The organism is Rossellomorea marisflavi (assembly GCF_001274775.1).
Taxonomy (GTDB): Bacteria; Bacillota; Bacilli; order Bacillales; family Bacillaceae_B; genus Rossellomorea; species Rossellomorea marisflavi.
Genome location: NZ_LGUE01000001.1, coordinates 341,531 through 360,384, shown reverse-complemented (window position 1 = coordinate 360,384; position 18,854 = coordinate 341,531). Strand labels below are relative to the sequence as shown.

The window sequence follows — 18,854 nt, the reverse complement described above, 5'->3', positions numbered from 1 at the left end:
GCTGTATCTTTCACTATTGTCTTTTTACAAATCTCCTTGTTTATAACGATTCCCTATAACTTTTCCTTCACAGGACTAATCGGCATAAACCTTTCGGGTAAACCAAATGTGGTCGATGCGATTGATATCCTCTCCCCATTCATTGCCCCTCTATTCGAGATTACTTGTGTTTTTAATACTGCATATCAGCCTATTCAAAAGAGCGTCTCTACCTGGCTTTCACACAATTCCCTCCCCCTTACTTCCAGAGGACATGCAAGAGACCCCAATCGCTAACATAGGTATGGGTTATAGGCAAAAGTCCTTTTGGAGGTGGAACCATGTCTGGAGTTCTGACAGCGCTCGGCTATTTCGTGAAAGAATTGTTCTTCCTTGTTTCCTATGTAAAGAATAACGCCTTTCCACAACCGCTATCGGCAGCAGAGGAACGGAAATACTTACGGCTCATGGCAGAAGGGGATGAGCACGCGAGGAATATGCTGATCGAGCATAATCTTAGGCTCGTGGCACATATCGTGAAGAAATTCGAAAACACCGGAGAAGACCCCGAAGACCTCATCTCCATCGGCACGATCGGGCTGATCAAGGCGATCGAGAGCTATTCCGAGGGTAAGGGAACGAAGCTTGCCACCTATGCTGCCCGTTGCATCGAGAATGAGATCCTCATGCATCTCAGGGCCCTCAAAAAGACGAAAAAGGATATCTCCCTTCACGATCCGATCGGCCAGGATAAAGAAGGGAATGAGATCAGCCTCATCGATATCCTCAAATCGGAAGCCGATGATGTGATCGATACGATCCAGCTCAGCATGGAACTGGAGAAGGTCCGGAAATACATCTGTGTCCTAGATGACCGGGAGAAAGAGGTCATCGTCGGCCGTTTCGGACTCGACTTGAAAGAAGAGAAGACCCAGCGGGAGATCGCGAAGGAATTGAACATCTCGAGGAGCTATGTGTCCCGGATCGAAAAGCGGGCCTTGATGAAGATGTTCCATGAATTTTACCGTGAGGAGAAAGAGAAACGCGGAAAATGATCATTCTATAAGAAAAAGCCCGCCGGGATCGTCTATATGACGGTCTTGGCGGGCTTTTCTTTAGTGTTGATTCAGAACTGGATTTTCGATCCCTTCTCCAACCGCTGGATCTGCTCTTCCCCCGTTGCGGCGAGCTCCTTGAACTGGGAGATTGTTTCCCGCATCTGCGGAAGGGCCTCCCGTTTGTAGGTGGAGATCGAGTCCATTGCTTCGATGACATCGCTGAAGGCGGTCTTGAGGGTGTCGACGGAGATATTCGCTTCCATCGCCTGCTTCTGGATGGCGGTCCCTTGATCTTTCAGCATTTTCGAAGTCCCGGCGATGATCGTATTCGTCGTCGCATTCAAGGCCTCGATCTTTTTGAGGACGATCTTTTGATTGTACAGGGCACTTGCGACGGTCACGCCGATCCTGAGGGCGGAGATGGTGACCGTTTTCGCCCTGTCGACGCCGCGGATGAGCTCCCGGTTGTTTCTCACGACCATTTCATAAGCGATGATGCCCTGCTGATTGACGACGAGCATCGTATTGAGGTCCATGACCCGCTGACGTAAGGGGAACAGGATTTCTTCTTCGATGAACCGGACCCGATCGGGATCTCCCCCCTTTTCCCGTGCCACTTCCACCTGTGCGGCGATGGAGGCATCCATGAGGGAGCCGAGTTCGATTTCCTTCTGAAGCACCTTGGTCAGCTCCCTGAGGGTGTGCTGCTCGATTTCAAGGGTCGTATTGTCATTTTTCAGGACATTCCTGCCCTTCTCCAGTGACTCGACGATATCGGATATGACGGTGTCGGCTTTTTGATACTTGGCGAAGTAGGCCCGCATGGGATTGAACAGCTTCCCGAGGAGCCCCGTCTTGGCAAAATCGATCATGCTCGGGTCGAGGTCCTTGATTTCGATTTGAAGGTCGCTCAGCCCTTTGGCCACCTGTCCGCCTTCATCACCCGTCTTCGATAGATTGCCCACTGATACCTGCAGGAGGGCATTTTTGCTCGAAGACGATCGCAGGGTGTCCATCCCGAAGGAATCGATGGAAGCAAGGATTTCCTTTTTCTTCTCAAGGGAATCGAGATCAAGGTTCAGGACCGCCTGGACGTTCGCTTCCGCCGCTTCTTGAAGCTTCCTTACCTCCTCAGGTACGGGTTTGACCTCTTGTTCGATCACCTTTTTCACTTCTTCTTGTGTGGTCACACTCATGGAAAAGCTCATACAATCCCTCCTATAATTGGACGTTGAACAGATTTCGGATCTTATAGACGACGTCGTCGGTATCTGCATTGATGCTGGCGGCCTCATTGATGGATGAAATGGTTTCGAGCGCCTTGAGGTCCGCGTTATACCCGATTGTATACACCGGGATTTTGTACGCTTCGATCAGGGGCCGGACGGCTTTCAATGAATTCCCCTGATTCGTATCCCCGTCGCTCAACACGAAGATGAGGGGCCGTGTATCCGGATTTTTCCCGAGCTCATCCTGAAGCATCTTCATGGCCACCACGATTCCGTCATAGGTGGCCGTCCCGCCATTGGCCTGCAGGCTTTCCACCGCCCCGACGAATTCGGATTGCTGATTCACATCGAATTTTTTGATCGGCATATTGATGGACACATCATCCGAATAACTGACCAGACCGATCGAATTGTCTTTCCCGAGATACTTTTGTCCTTTGAGGAGGGACTCTTTCAGCTTATTAAGCGATTCCCCGTCCATGCTTCCCGATACGTCCGCTACGAAAACGGCGGCAATCGACTGGGTGCCATTCTTTTTTTCCTTCCAGATCTTCTGGGCGGAGGTGATGGTGCTTCCGTCAAGGGGCTTCATTTCTGACTGATACTCTTCCAAACCGTTGAAGCCGTCTTTTTTGGCAAGCTCCTTGTAACGGTCCTGCTTGGCGAATTGAGCGAACTCCTCAAGCACCTTGACCTTTTCTGCAGGGAGCTCCCCAAGTGCGTACAGTGGGTTATCATGGCGGACACCGAACGGTACGAATTCGTAGGAATCCTTGAGATCGGAGGCGTTCGTATAGGTCTGATATTCAAGTACGAATCCATCCAGCATCCCTGACTTGGCGGCCTCCCTCATCTGCAGGGTCGTAGAGGCTGTGAACGGGACATTTGCCTGGAATGATTCAAATCCCTTCACGGCATCGTCACTCAGGACGTTTTTGTTGTCAAAGGCATTGAGGCCGGTGATGAGGAAGTTCAATCCCGTGGAGCTTGCGAAAGGATCGGTATACCCCATGGCGAATTCATCCTCGGTCATGGCTTCCAATATGGTCTTCGCATTCACGGCCCCATACTTCTCGATGAGCTGATCATGTTTTTTCTTTGAGATCACGATGCCTGGCACATTCCCGACAAGGCGCTTTTCGATCAGGTTGGACTCCACTCCGGCGGCTTTGACCATTTCCCCCCACAATTCATTGGAAGGAGCGAAGGCGTCAGGAATGCTTTTCCCTGATGTGATGTACTCTGTCGCCGTCCCGGATGCGATACTGCGGATGGTCACCTGGCCCGATGCGCCCGAGGCATTGAAGTCTTCCGCTACTTTATTCAGCCATCCTTCCTTCCCCTTCCCGGATTTTTCTGTAGAGGAAAAGATTTCGACCGTCGTATTCCCCGTCCCCTCTACGGTAAGTGGGAATTTCGAGATATCCGGAAGCTCGGAAGCTGCATCCGCCGGGTCGAGATCGATCTGGCCCTTGATCGGTTTTTCTTTCGTCACGTCAATCTTACTGTAAAGTTCATCCAGCTGTTTATCTGCATTTTCTGCCGTAATCTGCTTATCGGTTTTCCCGAGGTTGGAGGTGAGTTTGATCCCGAAGAAGACACCACCGAAGACCAACAGGACGATTAGACCGGAAACGAGCAGGAATTTTCCTTTTTTCATCATGCGTTTCCCCTTTTCTTTATGTTTTATAGAGCTTTGTCTGATTGATGAGGGAATGGATTTCCTTCATGCAGGCCATGTTGTCGATATCTTCGATGGTGACAGTATTGAGACGGGTGATTTCAAGCAGCAGCTTATCGAGATCGAGGATGATTTCTTCATTGATCTCGATTGCCTGTTTGATGAAGAACAGATACTCCCTGTACAGGGATGTCTTCTCGGCTAGGAGGGTTTGACTGAGGCGCGGATCCTTGGACCGGACGGATTTGTATTCCCGCTCATCGAAGGCACCCGCTTTGTTCAAGAGATTCCTTACGTTCTGGAAAAAGAGCTGTTCCACCTCAAGGACCGTGTGGCTGAATTTACGGTGGCTCATTTCACCTTGCTGGAACCGGTCATTGATCGCCTGCTGGAGGGAGGCTTTTTTCTGTTCCAGGCGATCCACCTGCTCGATGGCATAGTGAAGATCTTCACGAAGCGACTTTTTCCCGAAGAATCTGGAGAGGGCTTCCTTGTAGTCTTCATCTGAGGCAAGAGAGAGGATCTGGAGCGGTTCTTCTTCCTTGAAACGAAGCGCATACACTCCGTAAAGGACACCTATGGCGCTTGCCGTGAGGATCGATGCACCGAGCGCCGCTTCAAGGGCACCCCCCGTCAGGGCCAAGCCGATAAAGCCGGGGGAAAATATCACGATGTTTGCAATCGTCACTCCAAGAATGAGGGCGCCGAGCTGAATCATTTTCTTCATCTTTCTCCCCTCCTTCGGTTAACTTTTCGGAAAAATGAAAAAATAGTCCCTACTTACTATACTACTATTGGAAAATCCTTTCAATCACTTCATGCAAAGTCCCTTTACGAGATGACAACAGATAGGACTTCTCAGGAAGGGTCTCCCTTCTCTGTCATACGTATGGAGGAGGCTTATGGTTTCAAAATCATGAGCAGGATGATCGCGGTGTTGATGGCCTGTGTGAACCACACTTTCGGAATGAATAGGGCCATGCGCTTCCGGTATTCTTCCATAAAATATGGACCACTTTCCTGATTGAGCATTTCCCACAATGATAGGGCAGCCTTTCTTGACAGGACAGCAGACGAGAAGCAAATGATGAAGAAAAGGAGCAGGGAAGCGATGATCCAAGGCTCGAAAGGATAGCCGAGGATCACCATGCCCATACCGCTACCCAACAGGATGAAATCACTGCATTTCGCTAGTGTCCCCATTCCCCCAATGAGCCCGAGGACCGTCCTTGCTCCCTCTTCTGAACGGGGGAATTGTAGCAGAAAGGGGAATAAGAACGTCTGTCCGAAACCGATGAGAGCCGTTGATACATGGATGATCACAACGATTGAATACATACGTGCCCCCTTCCCACTTATGAATATAGACCTACTATATGCGGAGCTCCCTGTCCTTTTCACCACATAAAAAAGGCGGCCCTTTCCCAAGGGGACCGCCTGCCATGTTTCATTATTAATTTGTGGTATCTGCCACTTTTCCCCCATAAAAAAAGAGGGCATCTGCCCCCTTACTCTGCACCGACTTCTGCCGTGATGATCAACCCGATCGCCACGGTCACCACCAGACCCATGATCATGGAAAACATGACGCAAAACTCCTTCCATTGCTACGTCCTTACGGTCAGTATATCACCGCAATTGCCTCATAAACCCTTCCATTCATGAACACCCTGTTGCGATTCTTTGACAGATATGTGTCCTCTCCACCAGTCATAATCAATAGCTCCTGACAATATAGTGAGAGTGAAGAGAGGTGACGGTATGTTCAAGAAGCGACGACCGAAACGATCTCCCCTGCCTGCACGGCATGTCTTCATCATATCGTTCATCGTGTTCGTGCTGATGACGGTACAGAGCCTGTACATGATCAATAGGGGCATCGAGCCCGCACTCATGGAAATCGCTGAAACAACGACCCGGCAGTTCGCGGCCCAGGCCATCAACGATTCCATTTCCAAAAACATCTCTGAAGAGGTGGATATCAATCAGTTGATCGTCAAACATGAAACCGGCGGAGAGCCCAGCTATAGCTTCGATCCGGGTATATACAACAAGCTGATCGCAGAATCGACCGAAAGGGTCCAGCAGTACCTTGATTATGTGGAGAAAGGCGACCTGGAAAAGCTCGAGGCCTTTACCTCAGAGACGGAAATCGATTTTGAGAAAAGCAAAGATGCAAAAGGCATTGTGTATTATGTGCCCCTCGGTCTTGCAGCGAATAATACCCTCCTGGCCAATATGGGTCCGCAGATCCCCATCCAGTTCATGATCATCGGGGACGTGCAATCCAATGTAGAAACACAAACGAATGTGGTCGGGATCAACAACACCTATCTCGAAGTGTACATCAACATTTCGGTTGAAATGAATGTGATCATTCCGAGGCGTACCAAAACAATCAAGGTGGCCAATAAAGTCAAAATCGGCGATCTGTTCATACCAGGAAAAGTCCCGGATTTTTATAGCGGGAACGGCAGCGGCAGTTCTCCTGCCATCCAGCTTCCGAAAAAAAGTGAATGAAGAAAGCGGGTCCGATACCGGACCCGCTTTCTTCATTATTCCGGCATCCGCTTCTTCTTGAAGAATCTGCCGATCATCACTGTCCAAATCGAGATGTTCAAAAACATCCTGTCACCAACCCTTCACGTTCGTTAGGCTGTGTCCTTCTCCACCCAGAGCGCATTCAGCCTTTTCACTTGTATAAAAATCATGTTCATTCTCCTCCCTATGGTTTGATCGTACAGGTATTACAGCGTATGTGATGTGAAGTGTTGCTGCCTTGTCTTGGTTTCTTCGAAATGCTTCGAGACCGATTCATTATGTGCAGCTTCTTCGAATGACGTACGCTTCTTTTTCAACGTAAGCGTCACGAATAGTAAGTTCAGAGTCATGGCGATCCCCCCTTTCCAGTGTTGTTTTTTGCATGAAAAAACCGCAGGGACTCCCTTCCCGGCGGCACACAAAAAAGCCGCAGGAAGATGCATTCTCCCCGCGGCATTCATTCACATATTGGTCAGAATGAAAGATATCCCACTGTCGGTCGAATGGTAATATGAAGTTGTACGGCGTTGATTCCTTTGATCATCATCATGTTACTCGACCTCCGTTTCCGTGTGATATTTTTCTTACATTGGTTAGTATATCCAATTATAATGGAAAAGTAAACCACTTTTTTTAAAATATTTTTATAATATAATCAGCTTAATCCTTTGTACCGCTCATGATTTTCGTGCAAGACTTCCCTTTCCGCGGGTAGTGCGTGAGCCTCCACTGCTGGCCTGCGGGGTCACTATTCCCCCAGGAGTCTCCGTCTTGCGCTCCAATCAACCGCTCAAAGCAATGAATAAATATCTAAAAAACCCGAATTCATTTGCCTGATCCTTGGCGAATGAATTCGGGTTTGCTATAAAACGCTTATATCTCAGCCTTATTCGTCTTCCATTATTCGTTTTTGATAAGCGATTGCTTTTTTGAAAAAAGTAAAGGAAGCAATCAGCAGAACCATGGTCATGCCCATGAGGCTGTACAATTTCACCGCGGTATCCGAAATGCCGGGGATCAAAACGCCCAGATATAAGAATACGCTCAAATAGAGAAGGGTGAATCCGAACCGTCTATAGTCGGATCGCTTCTGTTCAAAGATGTTCTTATCCATCGTCGACACCTACTTTCGGACTAGTTGACTCACAATCTATGGTAACATATCCGGAAGTGTAGCCACTCATGTAATTGATGCCATTCCTGCCAGCTTATTTAGAGAGCGCTTGATCGATATCCTCGATCAGATCTTCCACGTCTTCAAGGCCGACGGAGATCCTGACAAGGCCATCCGTGATGCCGAGTTCGTCACGGCGATCCTTCGGAATCGATGCATGCGTCATGCGGGCTGGTACCGAGATCAGGCTTTCCACGGCACCAAGGCTTTCTGCAAGAGTGAAGTATTTCGTGTTGGTGAGGAGACGATCCGCATTCTCTTCGCTGCCCACATCGAACGACACCATACCGCCGAAGCCGGATGCCTGCGCTTTTGCAATCTCATGGTTCGGATGTGATTCAAGTCCAGGATAATAGACCTTGGATACTTTTGGATGCTGCAGGAGAAAGTCGACGATTTTCTTCGTATTGATTTCGTGCTCTTCCATACGGAGTCCAAGCGTCTTGATCCCACGGATTAGCAGCCATGAATCCTGTGGACCCAGGACTCCACCCGTAGAGTTTTGAACGAAGAAGAGATCTTCCGCAAGCTGATCGGAATTCACGACCACGAGTCCCGCCACCACATCACTGTGACCTCCAAGGTACTTGGTGGCACTGTGAAGGACGATGTCTGCACCGAGGGCTAGAGGATTCTGCCAGTATGGCGTACTGAACGTATTATCAACGATCGTGAGCAAACCGTGCTTCTTTGCAAGGGATGCTGCTTCTTTGATATCGGTGATCTTCAACAGCGGGTTGGTAGGGGTCTCGATATAGACCGCTTTTGTGTTATCACGAATTGCTTCTTCGATGGACGCCGGATTGCTGGAATCGACGAATGTCGATTCGATGCCGAGGCGGTTCAATACTTTGGTCATCACACGGTAGGTGCCTCCGTAGACATCATCCGTGAGGACGACGTGGTCACCGCTGTTGAACAACATCATTACGGCTGTGATGGCGGCCATACCGGAACCGAATGCAAATCCGCGTTCTCCACCTTCCAAGTCTTTGATCAATTCTTCCAGGGCATGCCTGGTGGGATTTCCGGAGCGGGAATATTCAAACCCTTTATGCTTCCCGACTTCATCCTGCTTATATGTGCTTACCTGATAGATCGGCGTTGACACCGCACCCGTCTGGGGGTCGGTTGGAATGCCGCCGTGGATCAGTTTCGTTTTCTTTTTCATTCTGAACTTCCTCCTTCATAGATATCCTGACTTAAGTATCGTTCGCTGGAATCCGGGAAGATCGTCAAAAGATGCGTCCCTGGTTCAGCATGCTCTGCTTCGAGGAGTGCCGCATACATGGCCGCACCGGAAGAGCTTCCGACGAGAAGGCCTTCTTTTCCTGCAAGCTCCTTGACCATGGTGAAAGCATCCTTATCACTCACCGTGTGGATCCCTTCGAAATAAGATGGATCCATATAATCCGGCAGGAACTCCATGCCGATGCCTTCGGTGCGATGGGGCCCGGATGGACCTCCGTTCAGGATGGAACCTTCAGGCTCGACGATGACGGTCCTGAGCGACGGCTTCTGCTCTTTCAGGAAGCGGGCAGTACCCATGAACGTACCGCCTGTGCCCGCGCCTGCAATAAACGTATCGATCCGTCCGTCCATCTGCTTCCAGACTTCCGGACCGAGTGTCTTGTAATAGGTCATGGGATTGGCAGCATTCGAGAACTGGGCAGGTGAATACGAGCCTGGGATCTCCTTCAGCAGCTGTTCGGCCTTTGCGATGGCCCCCTTCATCCCGTCGGCTGTCGGGGTGTTCACCACAGTGGCACCGAGGGCCCTCATGAGGGTCTGCTTTTCGACCGAGAATTTTTCAGGGACGCAGAACATCACCTTGTAGCCTGAGCTCACCGCTGCCAATGCAAGTCCGATGCCCGTATTGCCTGCCGTGGGCTCTATGAGCGTACCGCCTTTTTGAATCTTGCCGGTACGGATTGCATCTTCCAATAGCTCTTTTCCAAGACGGTCCTTGACACTGCCACCCGGATTCATGAATTCCAGCTTCGCGAAAAGCCGGACCCCTTCCTTCAGCGGGAAATTCGTCAGTTCCACGATGGGTGTGTTCCCGATGAGTTCCTGTACACTGCTATATACTTCCAAAGGTTGCTCCCCCTTACAGAGCTGCCACCGGGACAGCTTCTCTCTTTATACGGACTCTACGATATTCATGACCATATTGGCAGAATGCAGGGCCGCTTTTTCCAGGTATTGATCGAATGACAGATCGGATTCCTTCCCGGCAATATCAGAAAGGGAACGGATGATGACGAACGGGGTGCCGAATTGATGGGCAACCTGTGCAATCGCCGCCGCTTCCATCTCCACTGCCTGCAGGGAATCGAACTTGTCACGGATCGCTTCGACCCGGGCAGGATCGCTCATGAATGAATCCCCTGTTGCAATCAAGCCGGAAACGACTTGTACGTCGCCCATCTTCTTCACCGACTGCACGGCGATTTCTTTCAATTTATCATCCGCCGTGAAGGCAGCCGGGAGCTGTGGCACCTGACCGTACTCATAGCCGAATGCCGTCACGTCCACATCATGATGACGGACCTCTGTGGAAATGACCACGTCCCCGACGTTCAGTGCAGGATCGAATCCACCTGCTGATCCGGTATTGATGATGCAATCCGGCTTGAAATGCTGAAGGAGGACCGCTGTCGACATGGCGGCATTTACCTTCCCGATTCCGGAACGCAGAAGGACGACTTCCTTCCCTTTCATTGTGCCGCTTGTATATTCACACCCTGCGATGGTTTCGACCACAGGGTTCGAAATGTTTTCCCTTAATAAAGTGACTTCTTCTTCCATTGCTCCGATGATGGCGATTTTCATAGTGTATGACCTCTTTCTACTGTTTAGTCGCCTCCATGATCCATACAAATGCGTTTACCTGATCGAATGTGACGGTAAATCCTCTCGGTTCAAGGAGGGATCTGAACACATCCAATGTGGTATAGTATTCGCGTTTCAGGTCATCTGCAAGATTATGATATCCTTTTTCGATGGCTGCGGATATGGCGGCTTGATAGTGCCGGTCACTCTCGAACATGGTGTCGGCCCATACTATTTTACCACCACGGGGCAGGTACTTGCCATAAATCTCAAAGGCTTTTCCTTTTTCCTCATCGGTGAGGTGGTGAAAAGCGTATGAACTGACGAAAGAGTCCACTGCCCCAACCAGATCGAAATCAAGGAAGTCTCCATCCCTGAAGGTGACCTGGTCACCGAGTTTCTGCATGCCGATCTCCCTCATCTCAGGGGATGGCTCGAACGGCAGAACCTCCAGCTTGTTCTCCAAGAGCTTCTTCGTCAAATTGCCCGTTCCAGGACCGAATTCGACGACCCTCCCTTTTGCACGGGCAGCCACTGCGTCTAGTATGGCATCATAATGTTCAAACACCGCCTGGTATTCGACATCATGACCCGTTACGGTATCATCGTATGAATCCGCCCAATCCTGGAATAAATCCAAAAACTCTCTACCCATCGATCCCACTCCTGTTGGAAAGTTTATAATTCCTATCCATATACTATGATTTAATTTTAAAACTGTTATTAAATTATCATATCCACCCCCATTATTCAACTGTTATCCATTGCCAAGGGTGCACACAAGCCCTAAAATAAGGAGGCGAACCGATAAGAGGGGGAGAAACATGAGTATTTCATTTGAATTGATCAAGGATAAGGTCGAGTTCTTCGAGGCCGCAGATCTTTCCACGCTAGAAAAGAAAATTTCCGAGCAGATTGAATTGAATCAGTCGATCATGCTCAGGGTCCACCATGTACAGCATCATGTGACGGTAGATGAAAACAGTCGCCGCCTCTATACGGCTGTGGTCCATTTCAAGCTGAATCAATGAATGCAGAAACAAAAAAATCCGCCGGGGTCCACATGACCCTGGCGGATTTTTCTTTAGTTCTTATCGTTTTCGATCAGTTCCTGAACTTTAGTCGGCTGCCAGCCCTCTCCATCAATCCACTGAAGATAGACCCTGTATGCCTGGGAGTCATTCTTTGCGGATACTGTACCGATGGATTTCTGCGGACTACCGTTTCCTTCGATATACCATACCGTCATATTGTTTTCTGGTATTCCGGTAGCGTAGGATAGAGCTTTCACCTTTTCGTTCCAGTCAGGTGTCCCCAGATCATAAGAAGATACGTGCTCTCCTGATTGTGAAGTGCCCACCGGCTTCCAGTCTGGATGCACAACGGTTTTATCCACATTCGGTTCGTCGCCATCCTGGACTTTCAGCTTGCTGTCGTCTTCCGACTTCAGATCTTTCTCTGTATCATCGTCGGATTTTTTTTCATCTTTGTCTTTTTTGTCCTTGTCCTCTTTGTCGTCAGCAGCTTTTTTATCGTTTGAATCCTCATCATCTTTTTTGGCAGTATCGCTTTTATTTTCTTCAGCAGAGGCTTTCTTGTTCCCTCCATTACCCGTAGAGGAAGAAGCCGTATCGGAGCTTTTGTCGTTCCCGCCTCCAATAAGGATCGAGCCGCCCACTACGAGGATCAATAGGACGACGACTGCAATCATGATATTCAGGATTTTATTGGTGTTCTTTTTTGATCGTTTATCTAATCGAGATTGGTACTTCGCCATGTCTTTCCCTCCCTATTATCCTCAATAGTTTAACAGACAGGGGGAAAAGAAGAAAGCGAAACATTATCCATTTCCTTCGACTCATTCCTGATCCAGACGGTAGAGGGCATCGACGCTGTCCTTGAAGATCGGATAGATGCCACCTTCGTCCACTAGAACGTCCATATTCACCGCGACGAGGGCATATTTCGGGTCGTGGAAGGGGAAGTAGCCGGCGAACCACTTGTTATAAAGCTCATTTGCCTTGATTTTCTCTCCCCTGTAGCTTCCCGTCTGGGCCGTGCCCGTCTTGCCGGCGACTTCGTATGCCGCTTCCTGCAGATACGGGGCCGTCCCGAGGGGAGAATTCACGACGCCTCGCAAATATTGTTGCATTTTCATCGCTGTGAACGGGCTGATTCCTTCGCCGCCTTCCTGCTTCGGGAAATTCACCATATCCGCCCCGTTCTGATATTCAACCGTCGAAACCGCACTCACCTCGTACGCCTTCCCTCCCCTTGCAATCGTCGCCATCATGTTGGCCATGCCGATGGGGGTCACCCTCACTTCATTCTGTCCGATCCCGGTCATGGCGATCTCATTGCGATCCCCTTTTGCTGTTTCTGACGCAAAGATCCTGGATTGTTCCAGCTTCAACTGGGAGAAATCCTCGTAATGGAATACGTCCCCTTTCCAAGCGACATTTCCCGTTAGGCCGAGTTTATCTGCGTACTCCTCAATGAGATCCGGATCTTTTTCTGTCAGTTCATTCGCGAGGTCTGCAAATGTACGATTGCAGCTTGCTGCCAGACTGTCCCTGATATTGATCGAGCCGTGTGGCTTCTGTGCTTCCCCTCCCCTGATATTCTGGTCACAGTCGAACATCCTTGTTTCATCCACCATGCCTTCCTCAAGGCTCGCCGCTGCAATGACCGTCTTGAAGACGGAACCGGGTATGAGGGCCTTTCTCATATAATCCGTCGCTCCTTCTCCGAACGGATCCCCCTGTTTCATCTTCGGTCGAGAGACGCTGGCCACGATCTCACTGCTTGCGATATCGAGTAGGAGGAGCCCCCCTTTTTTCATCTCGTATGTGTCAGCAACCTCTTCAAGGGCTTCCTGCGCCCTTGAATCGATCGTCGTCTTCACGTTTAATGGATAGAATGGATTGGCCGAGGCGACATATTTCACGTCTGCTCCGAACAGCGGTCCTCCCGTTGCATCCACATGATACACAAGCTTCGCCTGCTCCTCGGCTATGAGCCATTCGTCAAATATACCCTGAAGCCCAGAGACACCGACAGGCTGATTGGCCCCCTTGACCCTATCGGGATACCGCTCATGGAACAGGGTCGTGTTTTCACCCGTCACCCCGATCAGCTGCGCGGCAGGGACCACGGATTTTTTCACTTTTTTCTTCACGGCGAAGACCCCTTGGACCTCCAGAGCGTTCACGCGGTCCATTTGAGACTGCGTAAGATCCACGCTGCCTTTCAGGACCACGGGTTCCTTTGCCCCGAGGAGATCCCGCTTGATGTCTGCTTCGTCCATCCCCAGGATGGATGCTACTGTGGCGCTCGGCCACTCGATCTTATTCAGGAACGGGAAGAGCACCACGACATTTTCTTCATCGAATGTCAGGGGATTGCCTGCACGATCAAGGAAAGCCCCCCTCCCTTCGTCTATGACGATCTGCTGCGTCCGCTGTTCCACGCTGCTCTCAATCAGGTTGATTTTGTGCTTGGAAAATGACTCGGTCTGGACTAGTTGCACCTGCATCAGCCTTCCGATCAGACCAAACAGGATGGATAATAGGATGATACTTAAGAATAAGACCCGCTTCTTCTTCATGCTTTCACCTCTCCCATCATTGTTGACGGTTCCGAGATGAATTAGTCCCTTGATTTTCCCCATAAAAAAAAGAGGCCCGGAGGCCCCCTTCTTTTTTATCAGCTTACTTCTACGATCTTGACGCTCATTTCCCCGCCTGGAGTCTGAACCGTCACTTGTTCGCCTACTTTATGTCCAAGAAGACTTTTGGCGATCGGTGAGTCATTTGAGATTTTCCCTTCAAATGGATCGGCTTCAGCGCTTCCCACGATGGAATATGTTTCTTTATCGCCATCAGGAAGTTCGATGAAGGTCACCTTCTTACCAAGCTGGACCGTATCGGAATTATGATCATCTTCCTGGATGATCTTGGCGTTACGGATCATATTTTCAAGCGTCGAGATGCGTCCTTCTACGAATGCCTGCTCATCTTTGGCTGCATCGTACTCAGAGTTCTCGGATAGATCCCCGAAGCTCCTTGCGACTTTGATGCGCTCGACGACTTCTTTACGTTTAACCGTTTTCAGGTTCTCTAGTTCTTTTTCTAACTTTTCTTTCCCTTCGATCGTCATCGGGTATACTTTTTCTGTACTCATGACCCTCTTCACTCCTTCTCTATTTAGAGCATCCCCGTGCTCTTTATGTACCATATTGCTTCAGCATGTAAAGCGAGGGAATGGAGAAGATGAAACCCTTCTCCATTCCCTGATGATGTTCAATTGTGGGGATTTGTAAATTTTGGACTTTATTTATCTATGCTATCGTATTACAAAAATGACTTTTGTTCAAGAATTGTTTGAATTTTTGTGACCATGAGGTCGATGGCCACATGATTATGGCCGCCTTCTGGGATGATCACATCGGCATACCGCTTCGTCGGTTCGATGAATTGATTATGCATCGGACGGACGACCGTGATGTATTGATCAATGACGGAATCAATGGAACGCCCGCGCTCCTTGATATCACGAAGCATCCTTCTGATGATACGGAGATCGGCATCGGTATCCACGTATAGTTTAATATCCATTAAGTTGCGCAATCTCTCATCTTCTAATACAAGGATTCCTTCTAAGATGATCACATCTTTCGGCTCAACAGGGATTGTTTCATCCGAACGGGTGTGCATTTTGTAATCGTAAACCGGTTTCTCCACGTGCTGATGATTCAGCAGGCCTTGGAGATGTTCAATCAAGAGGTCATTATCGAATGCCAGTGGATGGTCATAGTTCGTTTTCAGACGCTCCTCGAATGGTAGGTGGGATTGATCTTTATAATAATAATCCTGCTGCAGCATGAGGATGGAATGGCCCTGGAATTGTTCGTAGATCGCTTTCGTTACGCTAGTCTTCCCTGACCCTGAACCTCCTGCTACACCAATGACGACGGGTTTCTGCTTCATAAGGTTACGATGTTCTCCTTTCGAATCATGCAGTGCTCCTGCTCTGCATGATCTTTCACAATTTATAATGGGTGGCGGACAACATCCTGCTCATTCCCTTTTTCATCCCACTTGGGTGTATGATGGACTGAATGACCGGATCTGAACGATCCCTCTTTGGCACTCAGCATTCTCCTCCACCCCCGCTCGTTTTTTCATGCATGATGAACGGTCGGCTTCACCGGAGTATCAGGCTTCTACACGGGTGCCCCGCTTCTTGCTGATTGCGACCCCGTCCCCGACCGGGAGGATCGACGTATCATATTCAGGATGATCCATCAGCCATTTGTTGTAGTCCTGCAGTTTTTTCACCATGTTACGGATCCGCTTCTGCTCAACCACTTCCTCTGCCACCAGTCCTTTGAACAGAACGTTGTCAGAGTATACGACACCTTCAGGGGTCAGCATCTCGGAATAACTGTCGAAGAATTTGCGATACTGACCTTTGGCGGCATCGATGAAGACCGCATCATACGGTCCATGTTGCTTTACATCTTCCTGCAGCTCCAGGGCATCACCTAACAAGGTGATGACCCTGTCACGTGCAGATGAACGGCCAAGGAACTCCTGCGCCTTCTCATACCTTTCTTCGTCCCTTTCAAGTGTGACGATGGTGGTATCGGGAAGCGCTTCGGCCATCCTGAGTGCAGAGTATCCGATTGCCGTCCCCACTTCAAGGATCCGCTTCGGCTGTTGGATCCTGAGCATTCCGAGGAGCGCCTCGATGCCGACAAGCTCCATGATCGGCACCCCGTTCTCCTCAGCATATGCTTCCATTTCCTGAAGCAGATCGGAACGGTCCAGAACAATGGATTCTATATAATTGATTATTTTTTCGTCCACGGAATCAACCTTCTATCGTTTATTTCCCGGCCCTTTGAGCGTAATGAACATGAAAAGAAGAAAGCTACCTTGAGCTTTCTACTTAAAACGCCGGGCATCGGTATATGAAAATAACTTGTATCATTTTATCATATGAAGAGGAGGAAAGCGAATATTTCTTTCCTCCTCCAAGGGTCAGTCCTTCTTATTCGTGATGTATTTTTCTTTCTTCTCATTATGTTCATCCAAGGTTTCCGAATAGTATACGGTCCCGTTCGATGAAGCAAGGAAGTAGTAAAAATCCGTTTCTTCCGGTTCCAATGCCGCTTCGATGGACGATACTCCAGCGTTTGAGATCGGTCCCGGCGGCAGCCCTTTATTCTTGTACGTATTGTAAGGAGAATCCACTTCAAGATCTTTATAGGTGGTCCTAGCCTTATGTTTACCTAGTGAATACAGCACGGTTGGATCCGTTTGGAGAGGCATGTCCTCTTCGATGCGGTTATAGAAGACGCTTGAGATCTTCCCCCTGTCCGCCTTCTCCGTCGCTTCTTTCTCCACGAGGGAGGCAAAGGTCAGAAGTTCATGAGGGGACATCTTCTTCTCTTTCATGGCCGGCTCATATTGGGCCAGCACTTCGTTCGTCTGATTGATCATCTCTTTCAGGATGCTTTCAAGCGATGGCTTCTTTTCATAGAACGAATAGGTTGCCGGATACAGATAGCCTTCAAGCGGTCGTTTGATCTTTTTGTTTGAGACATCTTTCGTAATGAGATTCGGATATTCCTTCTTTAATTGCTCGATCCATTTCTTATCTTCCAGCTTCTTTTCCACTTCCTGCTTCGAATACGGTGACTTCTCACCAATCAGCCCGGCAATCTCATCAAGTTGCAGGCCTTCAGGAACGGTGATGGTGAACTCCGCGTCGCGGATCACCCTGCCGGTCTTCAGGCTTTTGATGATTTCATCCATGGTCATGGAAGGGGTGAGACCGTAGCTCCCTGCCTGGAAGCCTGATTCATTGTTGAACTTCACATAATACTTGAATACCGTCGCATTCTTCACGATCCCCTTGTCTGCAAGAAGATCAGCGATGGTGGAGACCCCGGAGCCGATCGGCACCTCTACATTGACGGGTTTGGAGTCATCGGGGTCAACGGGCTTCAGGGCGGATTTGACATAGAAATAGCCGCCTACCGCCGTTCCTCCTATAAGGATGACCACGCATAGAAGAATGAGGCCGACGATCTTCCTGATGGACCTTGCTTCGGATTGTCGTTCGAGTAATTTTTTCATCAGCGTTTCCTTTATCTCTTTTTTATCTGTCATAACCATTCCCCCTTTCGAGCAAAAAGCGGGATATCCGACATTGATTTCGACATCATCTCCACCATTATACAATATTTTGCACAAAGAAAAACAGGGACCGGTAAAAAGGAGAGAGTTTTCTCCCTTCACCGGCCCCTGCATGTGAGAAATCCTTATTCCATTTCTTCATCTTCGAGGAATGTGTTGAGCATTTCCTCGATCATGTCCCACTCATCTTCTGTTTCGATCGGCTGCAATTCGCCTTCTTCGCCTTCGTTTCCAGGCAGGAATGCAGAAGCGTGGATTTCGATTTCTTCTTCATCATCTTCGTCTGCTCCAAGTGGATAATACAGGACGTATGATTTGTTGAATTTATCTGATTCGAATGTGAAGAGGACTTCACAAAGCTGTTCGTTTCCTTGTTCGTCTACTACTGTGATTTGTTTTTCGCCATGTTCCATTTTAAATACACCTCATTATTTTTGACTGTCCAAGAATCCCTGAAGGATCATGGAGGCAGCCATTTTGTCGATTACCTTCTTACGCTTCTTCCTGCTCACATCTGCCTCAAGCAGAACCCTTTCGGCAGCCATCGTACTGAGCCGTTCATCCCAAAAGACGACGGGTACACCGAGCTCTGTACGCACAAGCTCTCCATATGCCTGGGAAGCTTCCCCGCGGGGACCGATGGTATTGTTCATATTCTTCGGCAGGCCGACGACGACCTTGCTCACTTCATATTCTTCTGCGAGCTCCTTGATCCTGTCGAGCCGGAACGTATTCTTCTCTTCGTCTATCTTGATGGTTTCGATTCCCTGGGCCGTCCAGCCGAAGGCATCGCTGATGGCGACACCCACGGTCTTCGAGCCGACATCCAATCCCATAGTGCGCATGTGTTATCCCTCTTTATGCTGTTTCAAATACGATTTGACTAATTCTTCGATGATTTCATCGCGCTCAAGGCGTCGGATGATATTCCTGGCATCTTGATGCCTTGGAATGTACGCGGGATCTCCGGAAAGTAAATACCCTACGATTTGATTGATCGGATTGTACCCTTTTTCCTGAAGTGCATTATGGACTTGAAGGAGGACTTCCTTCACATCATGTTCAAACGGCTCCTCGGAAAAATCAAATCGCATCGTTTTGTCAAAAGAACTCATCATTGGCACCTCTCTTCAGGCTTGTCTTTTTGACAAC

General features: G+C 49.1%; 22 protein-coding genes. 3 read left to right on the top strand and 19 right to left on the bottom strand.

Annotation, left to right across the window (positions count from 1 at the left end; genetic code table 11):
• The first annotated feature begins 320 nt into the window (after nt 1-320).
• On the top strand, nt 321-1,034 hold the full coding sequence (sigK, locus tag AF331_RS01760; RefSeq protein ID WP_048016280.1) for an RNA polymerase sporulation sigma factor SigK: 714 nt from the start codon (nt 321-323) through the stop codon (nt 1,032-1,034).
• Nucleotides 1,035-1,105: 71 nt separating this feature from the next.
• Here sigK and AF331_RS01755 read toward each other — a convergent pair whose 3' ends face one another.
• From AF331_RS01755 to AF331_RS22285, 4 genes are all read right to left on the bottom strand, one after another.
• Nucleotides 1,106-2,245 carry a toxic anion resistance protein gene (locus AF331_RS01755; RefSeq protein WP_053426498.1) on the bottom strand — a complete coding sequence of 380 codons (1,140 nt, stop codon included), beginning with the start codon at nt 2,243-2,245 and terminating at the stop codon, nt 1,106-1,108.
• Nucleotides 2,246-2,255: 10 nt separating this feature from the next.
• The gene (locus AF331_RS01750; protein ID WP_053426497.1) at nt 2,256-3,929 is read right to left on the bottom strand and encodes a vWA domain-containing protein; all 1,674 of its coding nucleotides are present in this window, start codon (nt 3,927-3,929) and stop codon (nt 2,256-2,258) included.
• A 16-nt stretch (nt 3,930-3,945) separates the two neighbouring features.
• On the bottom strand, nt 3,946-4,674 hold the full coding sequence (locus AF331_RS01745; RefSeq protein ID WP_053426496.1) for a hypothetical protein: 729 nt from the start codon (nt 4,672-4,674) through the stop codon (nt 3,946-3,948).
• Between the two features lie 173 nt (nt 4,675-4,847).
• A complete protein-coding gene (locus AF331_RS22285) occupies nt 4,848-5,285 on the bottom strand; it encodes a DUF2269 family protein (protein WP_053426495.1) in 438 nt (145 codons plus the stop codon).
• A 423-nt stretch (nt 5,286-5,708) separates the two neighbouring features.
• Between AF331_RS22285 and yunB the strand changes: the two genes are divergently transcribed.
• A complete protein-coding gene (yunB, locus tag AF331_RS01735; protein WP_048006174.1) occupies nt 5,709-6,467 on the top strand; it encodes a sporulation protein YunB in 759 nt (252 codons plus the stop codon).
• Nucleotides 6,468-6,694: 227 nt separating this feature from the next.
• On the opposite strand, the gene AF331_RS22280 is transcribed toward yunB, so the two are convergent.
• From AF331_RS22280 to AF331_RS01710, 6 genes are all read right to left on the bottom strand, one after another.
• A complete protein-coding gene (locus AF331_RS22280) occupies nt 6,695-6,838 on the bottom strand; it encodes a YrzI family small protein (protein ID WP_159640481.1) in 144 nt (47 codons plus the stop codon).
• Between the two features lie 536 nt (nt 6,839-7,374).
• The gene (locus AF331_RS01730) at nt 7,375-7,602 is read right to left on the bottom strand and encodes a YrhC family protein (protein WP_053426494.1); all 228 of its coding nucleotides are present in this window, start codon (nt 7,600-7,602) and stop codon (nt 7,375-7,377) included.
• A 94-nt stretch (nt 7,603-7,696) separates the two neighbouring features.
• Complete coding sequence (locus AF331_RS01725; protein ID WP_053426493.1) at nt 7,697-8,833, bottom strand: bifunctional cystathionine gamma-lyase/homocysteine desulfhydrase; 1,137 nt, start codon at nt 8,831-8,833, stop codon at nt 7,697-7,699.
• Nucleotides 8,830-9,759 carry a PLP-dependent cysteine synthase family protein gene (locus AF331_RS01720; RefSeq protein WP_053426492.1) on the bottom strand — a complete coding sequence of 310 codons (930 nt, stop codon included), beginning with the start codon at nt 9,757-9,759 and terminating at the stop codon, nt 8,830-8,832. The genes AF331_RS01725 and AF331_RS01720 overlap by 4 nt, the downstream gene beginning before the upstream one ends.
• A 45-nt stretch (nt 9,760-9,804) precedes the next feature.
• Complete coding sequence (gene mtnN / locus AF331_RS01715; protein WP_053426491.1) at nt 9,805-10,497, bottom strand: 5'-methylthioadenosine/S-adenosylhomocysteine nucleosidase; 693 nt, start codon at nt 10,495-10,497, stop codon at nt 9,805-9,807.
• 16 nt (nt 10,498-10,513) lie between these two features.
• The gene (locus tag AF331_RS01710; protein ID WP_053426490.1) at nt 10,514-11,152 is read right to left on the bottom strand and encodes a class I SAM-dependent methyltransferase; all 639 of its coding nucleotides are present in this window, start codon (nt 11,150-11,152) and stop codon (nt 10,514-10,516) included.
• Between the two features lie 169 nt (nt 11,153-11,321).
• Here AF331_RS01710 and AF331_RS01705 point away from each other — a divergent pair, with 169 nt between their 5' ends.
• Nucleotides 11,322-11,528, top strand: a complete 207-nt coding sequence (locus AF331_RS01705) for a DUF2536 family protein (RefSeq protein ID WP_053426489.1) — start codon at nt 11,322-11,324, stop codon at nt 11,526-11,528.
• A gap of 53 nt (nt 11,529-11,581) precedes the next feature.
• Here AF331_RS01705 and AF331_RS01700 read toward each other — a convergent pair whose 3' ends face one another.
• The 9 genes from AF331_RS01700 to AF331_RS01660 all read right to left on the bottom strand — a co-directional run bounded on the left by AF331_RS01700 (nt 11,582) and on the right by AF331_RS01660 (nt 18,817).
• Nucleotides 11,582-12,274: a YrrS family protein gene (locus AF331_RS01700; protein ID WP_053426488.1), complete on the bottom strand. Its 693-nt coding sequence runs from the start codon at nt 12,272-12,274 to the stop codon at nt 11,582-11,584.
• A gap of 81 nt (nt 12,275-12,355) precedes the next feature.
• Nucleotides 12,356-14,167, bottom strand: coding sequence for a peptidoglycan D,D-transpeptidase FtsI family protein (locus tag AF331_RS01695; protein WP_327205372.1), 1,812 nt, complete (start codon nt 14,165-14,167; stop codon nt 12,356-12,358).
• 35 nt (nt 14,168-14,202) lie between these two features.
• Complete coding sequence (gene greA / locus AF331_RS01690) at nt 14,203-14,679, bottom strand: transcription elongation factor GreA (protein ID WP_048006184.1); 477 nt, start codon at nt 14,677-14,679, stop codon at nt 14,203-14,205.
• A 170-nt stretch (nt 14,680-14,849) separates the two neighbouring features.
• Nucleotides 14,850-15,485, bottom strand: a complete 636-nt coding sequence (gene udk, locus AF331_RS01685) for a uridine kinase (RefSeq protein WP_053426487.1) — start codon at nt 15,483-15,485, stop codon at nt 14,850-14,852.
• Between the two features lie 228 nt (nt 15,486-15,713).
• A complete protein-coding gene (locus AF331_RS01680; protein ID WP_053426486.1) occupies nt 15,714-16,367 on the bottom strand; it encodes an O-methyltransferase in 654 nt (217 codons plus the stop codon).
• Nucleotides 16,368-16,541: 174 nt separating this feature from the next.
• Nucleotides 16,542-17,681 carry an endolytic transglycosylase MltG gene (gene mltG / locus AF331_RS01675; protein WP_053427734.1) on the bottom strand — a complete coding sequence of 380 codons (1,140 nt, stop codon included), beginning with the start codon at nt 17,679-17,681 and terminating at the stop codon, nt 16,542-16,544.
• Between the two features lie 146 nt (nt 17,682-17,827).
• A complete protein-coding gene (locus AF331_RS01670; RefSeq protein ID WP_048006187.1) occupies nt 17,828-18,115 on the bottom strand; it encodes a DUF1292 domain-containing protein in 288 nt (95 codons plus the stop codon).
• 15 nt (nt 18,116-18,130) lie between these two features.
• Nucleotides 18,131-18,547: a Holliday junction resolvase RuvX gene (ruvX, locus tag AF331_RS01665; protein ID WP_179125841.1), complete on the bottom strand. Its 417-nt coding sequence runs from the start codon at nt 18,545-18,547 to the stop codon at nt 18,131-18,133.
• A 3-nt stretch (nt 18,548-18,550) separates the two neighbouring features.
• Nucleotides 18,551-18,817: an IreB family regulatory phosphoprotein gene (locus tag AF331_RS01660; protein WP_048006427.1), complete on the bottom strand. Its 267-nt coding sequence runs from the start codon at nt 18,815-18,817 to the stop codon at nt 18,551-18,553.
• Nucleotides 18,818-18,854 lie beyond the last annotated feature (37 nt).